The sequence below is a fragment of the Chitinophaga japonensis genome (assembly GCF_007830125.1).
In the GTDB taxonomy this organism is placed as follows: Bacteria; Bacteroidota; Bacteroidia; order Chitinophagales; family Chitinophagaceae; genus Chitinophaga; species Chitinophaga japonensis.
This window is the reverse complement of sequence record NZ_VLLG01000004.1, coordinates 535,607-548,632: the sequence shown is the minus strand read 5'-3', so window position 1 is coordinate 548,632 and position 13,026 is coordinate 535,607. Positions and strand designations below refer to the sequence as shown.

13 protein-coding genes are annotated in these 13,026 nt (G+C 53.9%); 8 read left to right on the top strand and 5 right to left on the bottom strand.

Going from position 1 to position 13,026, the window contains the following annotated elements; all coding sequences use genetic code 11:
- The first annotated feature begins 30 nt into the window (after window positions 1-30).
- The 4 genes from LX66_RS19375 (at window position 31) to LX66_RS19360 (ending at window position 4,077) form a co-directional block, all read left to right on the top strand.
- Complete coding sequence (locus LX66_RS19375; RefSeq protein WP_145716617.1) at window positions 31-255, top strand: DUF3820 family protein; 225 nt, start codon at window positions 31-33, stop codon at window positions 253-255.
- Window positions 256-289: 34 nt separating this feature from the next.
- Window positions 290-1,285: an SMP-30/gluconolactonase/LRE family protein gene (locus LX66_RS19370; RefSeq protein ID WP_145716615.1), complete on the top strand. Its 996-nt coding sequence runs from the start codon at window positions 290-292 to the stop codon at window positions 1,283-1,285.
- An 88-nt stretch (window positions 1,286-1,373) separates the two neighbouring features.
- Window positions 1,374-2,444, top strand: coding sequence for a Gfo/Idh/MocA family protein (locus LX66_RS19365; protein WP_145716613.1), 1,071 nt, complete (start codon window positions 1,374-1,376; stop codon window positions 2,442-2,444).
- Window positions 2,445-2,487: 43 nt separating this feature from the next.
- Window positions 2,488-4,077 (top strand): N-acyl-D-amino-acid deacylase family protein, encoded by a 1,590-nt coding sequence (locus LX66_RS19360; RefSeq protein ID WP_145716611.1) that lies wholly within the window; start codon window positions 2,488-2,490, stop codon window positions 4,075-4,077.
- 56 nt (window positions 4,078-4,133) lie between these two features.
- On the opposite strand, the gene LX66_RS19355 is transcribed toward LX66_RS19360, so the two are convergent.
- From LX66_RS19355 to LX66_RS19335, 5 genes are all read right to left on the bottom strand, one after another.
- A complete protein-coding gene (locus LX66_RS19355) occupies window positions 4,134-4,958 on the bottom strand; it encodes a M57 family metalloprotease (RefSeq protein ID WP_145716609.1) in 825 nt (274 codons plus the stop codon).
- A 274-nt stretch (window positions 4,959-5,232) separates the two neighbouring features.
- On the bottom strand, window positions 5,233-6,423 hold the full coding sequence (locus LX66_RS19350) for a threonine synthase (protein ID WP_145716607.1): 1,191 nt from the start codon (window positions 6,421-6,423) through the stop codon (window positions 5,233-5,235).
- A gap of 93 nt (window positions 6,424-6,516) precedes the next feature.
- Complete coding sequence (locus tag LX66_RS19345; RefSeq protein WP_145716605.1) at window positions 6,517-7,422, bottom strand: LysR family transcriptional regulator; 906 nt, start codon at window positions 7,420-7,422, stop codon at window positions 6,517-6,519.
- A 36-nt stretch (window positions 7,423-7,458) separates the two neighbouring features.
- Complete coding sequence (locus LX66_RS19340) at window positions 7,459-8,115, bottom strand: hypothetical protein (RefSeq protein ID WP_145716603.1); 657 nt, start codon at window positions 8,113-8,115, stop codon at window positions 7,459-7,461.
- Between the two features lie 53 nt (window positions 8,116-8,168).
- Complete coding sequence (locus tag LX66_RS19335; RefSeq protein ID WP_145716601.1) at window positions 8,169-10,409, bottom strand: TonB-dependent receptor; 2,241 nt, start codon at window positions 10,407-10,409, stop codon at window positions 8,169-8,171.
- 342 nt (window positions 10,410-10,751) lie between these two features.
- On the opposite strand from LX66_RS19335, the gene LX66_RS19330 reads away from it, so the two are divergent.
- From LX66_RS19330 to LX66_RS19315, 4 genes are read left to right on the top strand one after another with little or no spacing between them, the layout of a single operon-like run.
- A complete protein-coding gene (locus tag LX66_RS19330; RefSeq protein WP_145716599.1) occupies window positions 10,752-11,063 on the top strand; it encodes a hypothetical protein in 312 nt (103 codons plus the stop codon).
- Window positions 11,056-12,174, top strand: coding sequence for a T6SS effector amidase Tae4 family protein (locus LX66_RS19325; RefSeq protein WP_145716598.1), 1,119 nt, complete (start codon window positions 11,056-11,058; stop codon window positions 12,172-12,174). The genes LX66_RS19330 and LX66_RS19325 overlap by 8 nt, the downstream gene beginning before the upstream one ends.
- Window positions 12,175-12,181: 7 nt before the next feature.
- Complete coding sequence (locus tag LX66_RS19320) at window positions 12,182-12,598, top strand: hypothetical protein (protein ID WP_145716596.1); 417 nt, start codon at window positions 12,182-12,184, stop codon at window positions 12,596-12,598.
- Window positions 12,599-12,658: 60 nt separating this feature from the next.
- Window positions 12,659-13,024 (top strand): DUF2200 domain-containing protein, encoded by a 366-nt coding sequence (locus LX66_RS19315; RefSeq protein WP_145716594.1) that lies wholly within the window; start codon window positions 12,659-12,661, stop codon window positions 13,022-13,024.
- The last annotated feature ends 2 nt before the right edge of the window (window positions 13,025-13,026 follow it).

Here is a 13,026-nt window from a genome sequence, read left to right as displayed (position 1 = left end):
AATCCGGGAGATGCGCTAACTTCACCCCCTATGGAATCAGCACAACCCGACCCGGCGATATTACAGCAACTGGTAAACATGAAGATGCCTTTCGGCAAGTACAAGGATGTGCTGCTGTGCGACCTGCCGGTGTCCTACCTGGAATGGTTCCAGCGCAGCGGCTTTCCCAAAGGCAAGCTGGGTATGCTGCTGGAAACCATGTACGTGATCCGGATCAACGGGTTGACACAATTGCTGGAACCATTGAAAAAATAGGAGGTAGGATACATCCTACTTCAACCTTGCACATATGAACTGGTATTACATTGTTCTGATTATCGTATGGCTGGCTGCCTGCAAAACGGCGCCCGTAAAAACCATCGGCTCCATTGAGCCTGCAGGGGAAGCGTTGCAGGCCCTCATCCACGAAGACGCTGAAATAGAAGTGATCGCGGAAGGTTTTGACTGGTCCGAAGGCCCCCTCTGGGTGCCGGCGGAGAATATGCTGCTCTTTTCCGATGTACCCAAAAATGTAGTGCATAAATGGACCCCTGAAAAGGGCCTGGAAACCTACCTCCGGCCTTCCGGTTACACCGGCGCCACACCGCGCGGGGAGGAACTGGGTTCCAACGGCCTGCTGCTGGACCGGGAAGGGAGGCTGATCCTCTGCCAGCACGGGGACCGCCGCCTGGCGCGTATGGATGCCCCCCTGCAGCAGCCCGCGCCTGTTTTTGTTACACTGGCAGGGCAGTACCAGGGGAAGCAATTCAACAGTCCCAACGATGCCGTGATGCGCAGCAACGGGGATCTCTTCTTTACCGATCCGCCCTATGGCATGGTGCAGCGGGAAAAAGACCCGGCCCGGGAGCTGCCTTTCCACGGCGTGTTCAGGGTAGATCACCAAAGCGGCGAAGTGACCCTGCTCACGGACACCATTACCCGCCCTAACGGTATCGCCCTTACGCCGGATGAAAGAACGCTGATCATAGCCAACTCCGATCCTGCCAAAGCAGTATGGTACCTGTATGATATAGCGCCCAATGACTCGCTGGTAAATCCCCGTATACTGCGCGACGTTACGGCGGACGCCCGCAATGCGCCCGGCCTGCCGGATGGACTGAAGGTAGACCGGCAGGGCAACATTTTTGCCAGCGGCCCCGGCGGTATCTGGATATTCAACAGCGGCGGCGCAATGCTGGGGAAGATAAAATTGCCCGTTTCCGCGGCCAACTGCGCCCTGGCGGACAACGACAGGGTGCTGTACATCACCGCGGACAATTATGTGCTGCGCGTGAAGATGCGGTAATGCGCATACACTCATTAATTTAATAGTAAGCCTGGCTGCAGTTGCCCGTTCCTTTTTTTATACTTTGGCTGATCTAAATTCCATCCGAATGAAGCGTTTATTGTTCTTATTGGTACTCCTGTCATTTCAGTTAAGCGTGCTGGCGCAGTCACCCCTGCAGGTGGCCCTGGCCGGCATGAACCACGATCATGTGCACCTGGTGCTGAACAGCTATAAGAAGGGCGAAGTAAAGATCATCGGTATTGCAGAAGCGGATCAGCCTCTGATAGCGCGCATGAAAAAGCGTTACCAGCTCCCGGACAATATTTTTTATAAAGACGTGCCCTCCATGCTGGCGCACATTAAACCCGACGCCGTGCTGGCCTACAATCCCATTTCGGAGCACCTGGCCGTAGTGGAAGCCTGCGCGCCCAAAGGCATTCCCGTAATGGTGGAAAAACCGCTGGCCACCACCGTACAGCAGGCGGAGCGTATCGCCGCCCTGGCGGAACAATATCATATACCCGTGCTCACCAACTATGAGACCACCTGGTACAACAGCAACCAGCAATTGTATGACCTGGTCAGCAGGCAGCAGGATATAGGCCCCATCCGCAAGATGATCGTGCACGACGGGCATGAAGGCCCAAAAGAAATTGGCTGCAGCGAGGATTTCCTCCGCTGGCTTACGGACCCGGAAAAGAACGGCGCCGGCGCTTTAACGGATTTCGGTTGCTACGGCGCCAACCTCATGACCTGGCTCATGAACGGTAAGGCGCCCATTGCCGTACAGGCCGTTACCCACCAGATCAAGCCGGATATTTACCCGAAGGTGGATGATGATGCTACCATCCTCCTGGAGTACCCGGACGCCACCGGCATTATAGAAGCTTCCTGGAACTGGCCCTTCAGCATCAAGGACCTGGAAGTATTCGGGAAGACCGGCTACCTGCATGCCCTCAATGCCAACCAGTTGCAGGGCCGCAAACGCGACAGCGCTTATACCGTGCCGGTAAGGCCCGCACCGTTCCGGGATCACCTCAGCTACCTGCAGGCCGTGCTCAAGGGCGGGCTGCAGCCGGGCAACGACCTTTCCTCGCTGCAGAACAACCTCATCGTAGTGCGTATACTGGAAGCGGCGCGCCGTTCCGCCCGAGAAGGAAAGCGCATCGTATTGTGATTGTGGCTTTTTTTTATTTTATTAGCAAAAAACAGTACGGCTTATGACCAGATGGCTCACCGGCATGGCATTGCTATGCAGCTTTTCAGGCTTTGCGCAGCAGTCCTGCGATGTATTGATCCGCAACGGGAAGATCGTTGACGGCACCGGCAACTCCTGGTTTTACGGGGATGTGGCCGTAAAGGACGGTAAGATCATGGCCGTGGGAAAATTGCCGGAGTATAACGCCGCCAGGGTGATAGACGCACAGAAGATGATCGTGGCGCCCGGCTTTATTGACGTGCACGGCCACGTGGAAAGCGGTATCTTCAGCCAGCCCACGGCGGACAACTACATCTATGACGGGGTCACCACCATTGTCACCGGCAACTGCGGCAGCTCTGCGGCGGACCTGCACCGTTTCTTTGAGCGGGTGGACAGCCTGCGCCCCGGCATTAACGTGGCTTCCCTCATTGGTCATAATACCGTGCGCCGGGAAGTGATGCAGCGGGATAACCGCACGCCCACGCCCGCAGAGCAGCAGCAGATGGAAGCCCTGGTGGCCAAAGCCATGGAAGATGGCGCCGTAGGGATCTCTACGGGGCTGATCTACATCCCGGGCGCTTATTCCAAAACAGATGAAGTGGTAGGACTGGCCAAAGCGGCCGCAAAGTATAACGGCGTATATGCGTCACATATACGTAACGAAGGCAACCAGGTGGTGGCGGCCATCAATGAAGCCATCGATATCGGCAAGGCGGCCAACATGCCCGTGGAGATCTCCCATTTCAAGGTGAGCGGTAAGGCCAACTGGGGCAAATCCCTCCGCACACTGGCCCTGGTGCAGGTGGCCCGCAAAGAGGGTTGGGACGTGACCATCGACCAGTATCCCTACACGGCCAGCAGCACCAACCTGGGCGTGTGCCTGCCCGACTGGGCGCTGGCCGGCGGACAGGACTCCATCAGCGCCCGCCTGCACAACCCCGCTATCCGCGCACAGATCAAAAAGGAGATGCTGGCGCAACTGAAGGAGCATAAGTACCGGAACTACAGTTATGCAGTGGTGGCCAACTATTCCGCGGACACCAGCTACAACGGCAAAAGCATTACGGAGATCAACCGCCTCCTGGGCCGCAGGGGCAAGGCAAAGCACGAAGCGGAGACCATTATGGACATGGTGGACAAAGGCGGCGCCCAGATGGTGTACCATAGCATGAACGAGGACGACGTGCGTTATATCATGAAATACCCCTTCTGCATGGTGGGAGCCGATGCGGGCGTGCCCACGCCCGGCAAAGGGATGCCGCATCCCCGGGCATATGGCACCAATGCCCGTATCCTGGGCAGGTATGTAAGGAACAGGCATGTAATGCCCCTGGAGGAAGCTATTCGCCGCATGACCTCACTGGCAGCGCAGAAGTTCCAGTTGAAGGACCGCGGCCTGATCCGGGAAGGCATGGCGGCCGATATCGTGATCTTTGATGCGCAGGAAGTAATTGACCGGGCTACTTTTGAAGCCCCGCACCAGTATTCCACCGGCTTTAAATATGTGCTGGTAAACGGCCAACCGGAGCTGGCGAACGGGCAGCACACCGGCGCAAGGAACGGACGGCCGCTGTACGGGCCGGGGAAACAGCATAACGCTAAACACTAAACGCATAACGCCAAAGGTGTTCAGCGTTATGCGTTTAGCATTCAGCATTCAACATCTTAGTATAAATAATCCAGCGCTACCACATCATTGCTGTTAAAGGTGCGGTTGCCGCCATCGGAGCAGGCCAACATCCAGGATGCGCGGTCCGGGCCGGTGGGGGTGCCGGGGATGTGCACTGCACCTACATTCCCGGCGCCTTCATTGCCGCCGCTGCCGCAACTGAAAGCACGGTTCATATAATCCGTATGGCGGAAGCCGATGCAGTGCCCCATTTCATGTTGTATCACGGAGGCTACATACAGCACATCAGGATTGGCGCCATAGGCGTCCGGGTGCGTGTTCATGGATATTTTCCGGTAGGGGCTGCCGTTCTTGCTGGGGAAGCCGGCCGATCCCAGGGTAATAAAGCCGCCGCTGGGGCCCTCGTAAAATCCTTCAATGGTGATGTCTGCCTTGCGGGCCGTGGTCCGCTGGAATTTCAGTTGCAGGTTCAATGCGTTGTAACGGGCAATGGCTTCATCCGTGCCCTGTACATAGGCATCCGGCAGGTTGGATACCCTTACGGTAATGGTGCGGGGCAGTTTGCTCACCAGGTTGTAGGTGCGGTACTGCTCCACTTCGGCAATACGCAGGTTGGGGGAGGCTGGCGTGCTGGCCAGGTCCTGTTCTTCCAGCAGGATGTCGCCTTCCACCAGGTAACCGCCTTCCACTTTTCTTACGCCGGCGGTGCTGAAGCCGCGGGCGCTGATCTGGCCCAGTACTTCGGGGGATACTTCGGTAGCGGCGGGCGCATCCTGCTCAGCGCTCTCTTTCTGGCAGGAAACGAACAGTGCTCCTGCAGTCAGGCAGGCAGCAAGCATGTAGGTGATCTGTTTGCTCATGTGAGGTGATTTTGGTTTAAAGTGAATGATATGGTGACTGTAATGGCATAACAGTGGCATACGTTATGGATGGCGCATAACATCGGCTGATTATAGTTGTGAACCGGTAAAATGATTTGCTCTCTATACGTTTTGCGGTATCCTGCTCTGGTTTAGATATTGGTTGTTGTGTTGTATTGACTCTCTTTTCAATATTACGACTTTTGCCGTATTTAAAAAAATCAATGTTGGCTTCGTAGCTGTTGACTATCAACTACGAAGCCAACGGTAATAGCTACGCAGGTATCCCCAGGTTCTCCAGGTACTTGTACCCCGAGCCGGTGTTCAGCAGCAGGATATCCTCATCCGGCTGTATCACGCCTTCCTGCAGTAGTTTAGGCAATGCGGCCACCAGCGCTGCGCCTTCGGGCGCCGCCAGCATCCCTTCTTTCCGCGCCAGCAATTGCATGTATTGTTTGATCTCCGTTTCGCTGACAGCCATGCAATGCCCGTGCGATTGTGTGAGCACGTCCAGCATCAGCGGTTCGGCAAAAGGCCGTGGCACCGCCAGGCCGTTGGCAATGGAAGGGCGGCCGTTATATTCCCGGGCATTGGGTTGCAGCCCGTTCCACGTAGCCACTACGGGCTGGCAGTTTTCTGCCTGTACGGCGATCATCCGGGGCATTTTATCCGGTATCCATCCCAGCGCCAGCATTTCCCGGAAAGCTTTCCAGAGGCCGATCAGGCCGGTGCCGCCGCCGGTGGGGTAGAGGATCACGTCCGGCAGGGTCCACTGGAGCTGCTCCGCTATTTCGTAGCCCATGGTTTTTTTGCCTTCCAGCCGGTACGGCTCTTTAAAGGTAGACACGTCAAAGCAGTGGCGCGCTTCCCGGATGCGGGCCGCTTCCGCTGCGCAGTCGTTGATCAGGCCATCCACCAGCACCAGCTCCGCACCGTACATCCAGCACTCTTCCTTGAATATCTTTGGCGTATGCCGGGGCATCACCACCACGGCAGGTATGCCGGCTGCTGCGCAGTAGGCGCTGAGCGCGCCGCCCGCATTGCCGGCTGTTGGCACAATACAGCTTTCCACGCCAAATTCCTTTGCTTTGGAAACGGCGGCGCTGAGGCCCCTGGCTTTGAATGAGCCGGTAGGGTTCAGGGATTCGTCTTTCCAGTAAAGCCGGTCAAAGCCCAGCATGCCGGGCAGGTGGCGCAGGGTTTGCAGCGGCGTCATGCCTTCTCCAAGCGTTACAATATTATGCACGTCAAATACCGGCAGCATTTCCAGGTACCGCCACATATTATCGGAATGGGCGGGCAGCACTTCCGTGGAAAGCGGAAATACGTCCGCCGTATCGTATTGCGCTACTAAAGGGGCCTGGCAGCATACGGAGGTCTGCTGCAGGCGGAAAGGATCGTGATGCCGGCCGCAGCGGCTGCATTGCAGGGAATGCAGCAATGATAGTGTTTCAAGCGTCTTCATAAATGCAATATCTGAAGTATGGAATAGGATACTTCCTGCTTCAAATTTACATCCGTCCCCTGTTCATAAGTTATACTAAATAGGCATATACTATTACCTGGGGTTATACTGTTTTCTCGCCAGTTTAATGAAAATATTATTGATCTGGTCGTTGCTGGTGCCCTGCCTTTGCATGAAGAAAAAGGAGCGCTGTATTTTTAGTCCCGGGATATCAATGCGCACCAGTTGCCCGTTCTGGATCAGGTGCTCCACGGAGCGCAGCGGCAGGAAGCCCAGGCAGGTATCGCTCAGCAGGAAATTCTTCAGCGCTTCCGTGCCGCCCAGTATAATACGGTTGTGAATGTCCTGTATGGAAATGCCGAAACGGGCCAGCGCTTCCGCCACCGCGTCGCGGGTGCCGCTGCCCCTTTCCCGCAGCGCCACCGGTATGTCTTTCAGCTCTTCCACGGTCACCCGTTTCTTTTTGGCCAGCGGGCTGTTGCGGTGGCAAACCGGTATGACCTCATCTTTCATAAAGAAACGGTACTGCACCGTGGTATGCTTGTTCCTGCTTTCGGTAATGCCCAGGTCTATTTCCTGCTCCAGCAGCGCCCGCAGGATGTTCTCCGAATTGCTGTTGAGCAGGCGCAACTGGATGTGCGGGTATTGCTGGTGAAAGCTGGACAGGATGCCCGGTATTACGTACAGCGCTACCGTAGTGCTGGCGCCCACCACCAGCGACCCCTTGGCCTGCTGCCTGCCGGACAGGCTGCTGAGGTTGAACTGCATGTTGCGCTGCAGCTCCTTGGCCTGCTTTACATGATCAAACAGTATCTTCCCGGCAGGCGTTAGTTGTATGGTGCTGCCTTTCCGTTCAAAAAAGCTCAGGTTAAATTCATTTTCCAGCAGGCGGATATGCTTGCTCACGGAGGGTTGGGTCATATACAGCACCTCCGCAGCTTTTGAAAAGCTGAGGAGGCGCGCGGTCTCGTAAAAGGCTTCATAGCTGATGGTAAGCATACGCGGCGTATTTACAGCAAAAGTACGCTCTACATCCTATTGCTTGCTTCCTGTTTTCGCTAACAGCGCCTCACTTTCCGTTTTACCCCAGTGCGGTTCCACGCCACCGGCTTTTTGTGCCGCCAGCTTTTGCAGGGCGCTTTCCAGCAGGGTTTTGGCTTTGTCCTTGTCGCCGCCCCACATTTTGGGGGTGTAGTATTTCACCCAGGCCTGCACGTACAGGGCGCGCGGGTTATCCGGATCCAGCTCCAGCGCCTTGTCCAGGTACTGCTGGGATGTAGGGCCATATTTGCGGCCATAGGTCATGGGATTGATGAACACCCTGGTGCGGTAGATCATGCTCATGACGGTGTACAGTTCCGCCAGGTCCTTTTTATTGCCGCCGGCCCTGAGCAGCTCCCGCGCCTGTTTGGCGTTGCTTTCGCCTTCATTGCTGAAGGGTTCTATGCGCTCGCCGTCGTCCTGTAGCAGGAAACCGATCTTCGCATTGCAGAGCGCCGCGTAATAATAGGGCAGCCAGTTGGTCTGCTGTGCGTTGCCGGCCTGCGTAAAGCGGGCGGACAGGTCCTGGTAATCCTTTACGGTCTGCGCCTTGTCCAGCAGGGCTACGGCGTTTTCGAGCTGCGTATCCTGCGCCTGTACGGCCAGGATCATAAACAATAAGGCGGTGAATAACAATGTTGCTTTTTTCATGACAGTGATGTTGGAATGGTGAATGGATATATGACGATTGGTTAAATGGCTCCTTACAGGTTGTCGTTCAGGAAATCCTCCGTGCGGTCCGTACCAAAGCTCATGAAGATGCCGATATAGTAGGAGCGCGTGGCGGGCGGCAGCATAGCCGCTTTGTGTAACCCGTCATGGCTGTAACGGTAGCCGTATACCTGCCGGGTGCCGAATATATTGTTCACGCCAAAGCCGATACCGGAAAAATCCTTGTGCTTCCACTTTTTGAAAAGGGAGAACAGGTAGGCCCCGCTTAGGTTCACATTGTGATAGCTGCGGGTAGTGCCCTGGTCGTGCACCTGCGGTTTCCCGTCCCCACCTGCCAGGCGGATGTCGTAATAAGGCCGGCCGGTGGCAAAGGTGTAGGCCATGTTCAGGTTCAGGTTAATGTCCTGGAAGAACCGTTTCACCACCAGTGATACGGTGTGCGGCGTGCTGAAGGACGGCTGCAGCGCATAGGGATAGTTACCGTAATCCCGCTGCGTGTGCAGGTAGGTGTAGGTCACCCAGTAGTCCAGTTGCGGAATGCTCTTTTTGTCGCGCCAGAACAGTTCCACGCCCCTGGCATCTCCGCTGCCGGCGTTGCTGATGGCGGGGTAGTATTTAGGCAGGCGGTGATACTTTTTGTAATAGGCTTCCAGCCTTAGCAGCCGGTTGCCGGCTTTTTTCGTATAGTTCACAATGTAATGGTCGGCCCGGGAAAAGTCCATGTCCCGTTGCCGGAACAGGTATTCATTTTCCGGTTGCTGGTAGAACATGCCGTAGGCCAGGTTCAGTTGCCCGCCGTCGCGGAAGCGGTAGGCCAGGCTGGCGCGCGGCGCAATCGTGGAGCGCCCCAGGAGACTGGAATGTTCAAAGCGCAGGCCTGCACGGACCATCAGCCCGGCCGCCAGGTAAATATCGCCTTCCGCAAAAGCGGCCGTCAGTTGATTGGTCAGCGGGTACAGGCTGTCATGGCTGCGATACCGGTCTGCCGTGTAAAAATGTTCCGCGCCAAGGTGCAGGGCCTGGTTGCGCGGGAAGAGCCGCGACAGCACCATGCGGCCCTGGGCAAAATTGGTTTGGGTACGGGTGTGCCGCTGCTTGCCGTCAAACACTTCCCCGGGAAGCTGCAATGGCTCGTTGCCGCTGTTCAGCAGGTCCAGGGAAATATCGTCCTGGTTGTAGCTGTAGGCGCTGGCGAGCCGTAGCTGCCAGTCTTCCCCCAGCATGCTGCGGTAGCTCACATTGGCGTAAAGGTTCCTGTTTCGGAGGCGGAAGGAGTTTTTCAGGTGGCTGCTGTCAATGTCAGGCTGGCGCAGGCCGATATTGCTGAATGTAGCGGCGGCGTATATTTTCAGCATACCGGTCTTGCCTGTCTTTACGCGGTAGTTGGCTTGTCCGCGCCCATACTCGGGGCCCAGGAAATAGTCCGGCCGCTGCGGCACAATATCGTTGTATAAGGAGAGGTGGCCGTAGTCCACGTTAATGCCATAGCTGCTCTTTTTGTTTTTGGCCAGTTGCTGCAGCCCTGCGCCCACGTTCACGGGAAAGATGTGCAGGGAGGCAGACGACTCGTCCGGCAGGTCGATGCTTTCCAGTATCAGCGCGCTGCTCATGGCTTGCCCGTATTGGGCGGAGTAGCCGCCTGTGCTGAACAGGATGCCTTTGAACAGGAAAGGATTGATACGGGCCGGTTGTATCACGCCGGGCACGCTGGAGAAGTTGGGGTTTTTCAGCCAGGTGCCGTCCACGAACTGCTTAGTCTCCTCCCCGGTGCCGCCGCGCACGAACAGGCCTTCCCGTTCGCCTACCTGCTGCGCACCGGGCAGGGACCGTAATGCATTGGCAAGGTCGCCGCCGTTGCCGGCCACCGTCACCGCGTCTATCGGCGTCAGCGACGCGCCCTTGGCTTTGTCGCTGGCCTCAAATGCGCCCGCGGAGATCACCACTTCTCCCAGCGTTTTATGGTCTTTGTGAAGGGTAACGTTCACGGTTATACTGTCATTAACCAGCACTACCGGTTTTTCGGTTGTTTTATACCCGATGGAGGAAATGCTGAGCACCTGCCGTCCTTTTTGCAGGGTGGTGAACCGGAAATGTCCGGTGCTGTCCGTAGTGGCGCCCTGGGCCGTACCCTGCAGGACTACGCTGGTGCCGGGTATGGCGGCCTGTTGTTTACCGGTAATGTAGCCGGATATCTTTACCTGGCCATGAGCCGGGTAACACAGGCACCATCCGCAAAGCATCAGCACAAGGATTGTAAGTGTACGAGCTGCCATAGTATGTTGTTTTTATGAGCACAAAACTAGCGGGCATCCCGGCGCGGTTCCGGCGCAATATATTTGTGAGAGAGTTGTGGAGACGAAAGGGGGAATTGAATAGACTTTCTGCGATGGTGTATTTTATAATACAAAAGGTTACTAAATCATTTTTGAAATATAGAAAAATTATTCTATCATTGTTACGTTATAGGATGATTACCCAACTTCTTATATCATTATTGCTGTAGGCCCAGGCAATAAGGTACTATGTTTGTTTTGGTGAGTGTGTGGAGATGATTATTTGATGAGATACTCTATTGTTTAATAAATACTAGACTAACCTGTACATAATTGGAATTTATGAGAGGCAACTTGACGTTTGCCCCGTGTATCCTGCTTTTGCTTGGAATTCTAACAGCTACTTCTTGCCAAAAAGAAATGAAAACAGACAATATTTCCCCGGAAGTGCAAGCTAAAGAATCATTTTTTAAATTTTCTGACGACGTTAATCCCCCAATAAAGAGTTTTGCATTAGAGATTGAAAGGCAAAGCAAACGACGTAACTTCTTAGATTATTTTATCCGTTTTAATGGGCAACCACTTTGGGATAAAGGTATAGTGCAACAGTATTCCGGAGGTATATATGGCGTTAATTCCTCTGACATTGGATAAGCAATCTATTAATGGCTATGTGCTGGCTCAGAGATTTCAAAACGGTAAATACAGGTTTCGCGTGTTTCGTAAGGATTTATTGGCGATTTACGGATTTGACCACCAAGGTACCCAAAATGCATTCAAAGTGCAGGCTACGATCAATTTTTTTGATCAGTCCATCTACGAGAAAAATACATATAACATTACTGATCTCAGGCAAGTAGGTAAAGACGCGGGTAATGTAGCAACCGAGGGTTGTATGACCATTACTGATGAGGTTGAGATTTGGTTTGATCCGGATGGAGATGCAGATCCTTGTGATTGTAGTGGGAATGAATATTATGTACGAACTGAAACAACAACTTACACTTTTTGCTGGACCACCGGTGGCGATGGTGGCGGATCGGGAGGCGGTGGCTCAGGGGATGGTGGAGCCGGAGGTGGAGGCTCAGGAGATGGTGGAGATGGATCAGATACAGAAGACAATCATTGGGAATATGCAGATTATGTACCAGGTAGCGGCATTGTAGCAAGTGAGGCTAACCCTAATCTAGAAGATGATGATCCGGACATGGCATACTGGTACTATGAATATGAACCAGGCACTTTCCCGCCTCAGGTAAGACCATCGTATGCTGCCATGTATGCAGCATATCCTAAGGATGCTTCCGGCAACGATATGCCAGGGCCAGAGGTATATCAACTGGTCGGGGGAACTCCACTTGCATTTTATAATGCGGATCCTGAACATTACAATAACGCCTGCGCCTTAAGGGTATCCCGGGCTTTGAACTATTGTAATGTGAAGATTCCAAGAATTCAAGGAGAAACTTTTCAAGGTAACGATGGAAAGTTCTATTTCTTAAGCGCAGCTAAATTATATGCGTGGCTAAAGGCCACCTTTGGTACACCTAATATGGAGCTTACTAATGGAGGAACAGATGGCCAGAATTTCAGAACAGGCCTGACCGGTAAAAAAGGGATTTATCTTATGCAACCGAACTATCCGAAGTTGTTTGGGGCTACCGGTCACGCCTCGCTTTGGGATGGCTCAAAGGCTATTGGCAATCATGATTACTTTGATGCTGAAGGTGGTACAGCCAAGGTTGCTTTATGGATTTTAAATTAAATGATTTATGAGGATAACAAAAGTATTATTATCATTGGCTTGCTGCTTCGCATTCATATCACAGGCCGCGGCACAGCGGAAAGACCTTGCCCGCTTTAAAGACTCTGTGCAGCAGGCAAGCCGCCAGTATCTTAAAGAAATGGCCTTTTGTGGGTGCCTGAAAGGCGCATTGGGAACGAAAGTGCTTTTCGAGGATGATATTAGCGGGTCCATTTATTTCGATCTTGCCGGCTATCCACCGGATGTGGTAATGGCGGTTGACAGCTTGTCAAAGGAGGTTGGCCGTGCCATTAAACCTACCCAAATTGCTGATTACGGGGATAAAAAGCCCATTACGTTTCGGTGTTTTGAATGGTACAAGTCATCAGCGCTTGACTCTCTCGTAAAGCGTTATGATGATAAAGTCTTTTACCCCGAATGGTAACAGCTCTTTTTCTTATCTTCGGCCAGCAAAACGACTCCCCGGATCATTAAAATGCAAGGTATGAACGATACTAGCCATCACGACGACCGTATTGCAAAAATGACGTTCGCCTCGGTATACCCGCACTATCTCGCAAAAGTGGAGAAGAAGGGCAGAACGAAAGATGAATTACACCGGGTAATTGAGTGGCTGACCGGCTATAATGAAGAAAAGCTGCAGGCGCTCATGGAAGCAAAAGTAACGTTTGAAAAATTCTTTCAGCACGCCACGTTAAACCCGAATGCCCACCTCATCACCGGCGTGATCTGCGGCTACCGGGTGGAAGAAATTACCAATCCCTTAACGCAAAAGGCAAGGTACCTCGATAAGCTGGTGGATGAATTGGCAAAAGGGCGCAAGCTGGAGAAGATTATGCGGGTTGCGTAGCG

Coding starts and splice junctions, on each gene's coding strand:
- LX66_RS19375 (WP_145716617.1), top strand. CDS start 31: ATGGAATCAGCACAACCCGACCCGGCGATATTACAGCAACTGGTAAAC.
- LX66_RS19370 (WP_145716615.1), top strand. CDS start 290: ATGAACTGGTATTACATTGTTCTGATTATCGTATGGCTGGCTGCCTGC.
- LX66_RS19365 (WP_145716613.1), top strand. CDS start 1,374: ATGAAGCGTTTATTGTTCTTATTGGTACTCCTGTCATTTCAGTTAAGC.
- LX66_RS19360 (WP_145716611.1), top strand. CDS start 2,488: ATGACCAGATGGCTCACCGGCATGGCATTGCTATGCAGCTTTTCAGGC.
- LX66_RS19355 (WP_145716609.1), bottom strand. CDS start 4,958: ATGAGCAAACAGATCACCTACATGCTTGCTGCCTGCCTGACTGCAGGA.
- LX66_RS19350 (WP_145716607.1), bottom strand. CDS start 6,423: ATGAAGACGCTTGAAACACTATCATTGCTGCATTCCCTGCAATGCAGC.
- LX66_RS19345 (WP_145716605.1), bottom strand. CDS start 7,422: ATGCTTACCATCAGCTATGAAGCCTTTTACGAGACCGCGCGCCTCCTC.
- LX66_RS19340 (WP_145716603.1), bottom strand. CDS start 8,115: ATGAAAAAAGCAACATTGTTATTCACCGCCTTATTGTTTATGATCCTG.
- LX66_RS19335 (WP_145716601.1), bottom strand. CDS start 10,409: ATGGCAGCTCGTACACTTACAATCCTTGTGCTGATGCTTTGCGGATGG.
- LX66_RS19330 (WP_145716599.1), top strand. CDS start 10,752: ATGAGAGGCAACTTGACGTTTGCCCCGTGTATCCTGCTTTTGCTTGGA.
- LX66_RS19320 (WP_145716596.1), top strand. CDS start 12,182: ATGAGGATAACAAAAGTATTATTATCATTGGCTTGCTGCTTCGCATTC.
- LX66_RS19315 (WP_145716594.1), top strand. CDS start 12,659: ATGAACGATACTAGCCATCACGACGACCGTATTGCAAAAATGACGTTC.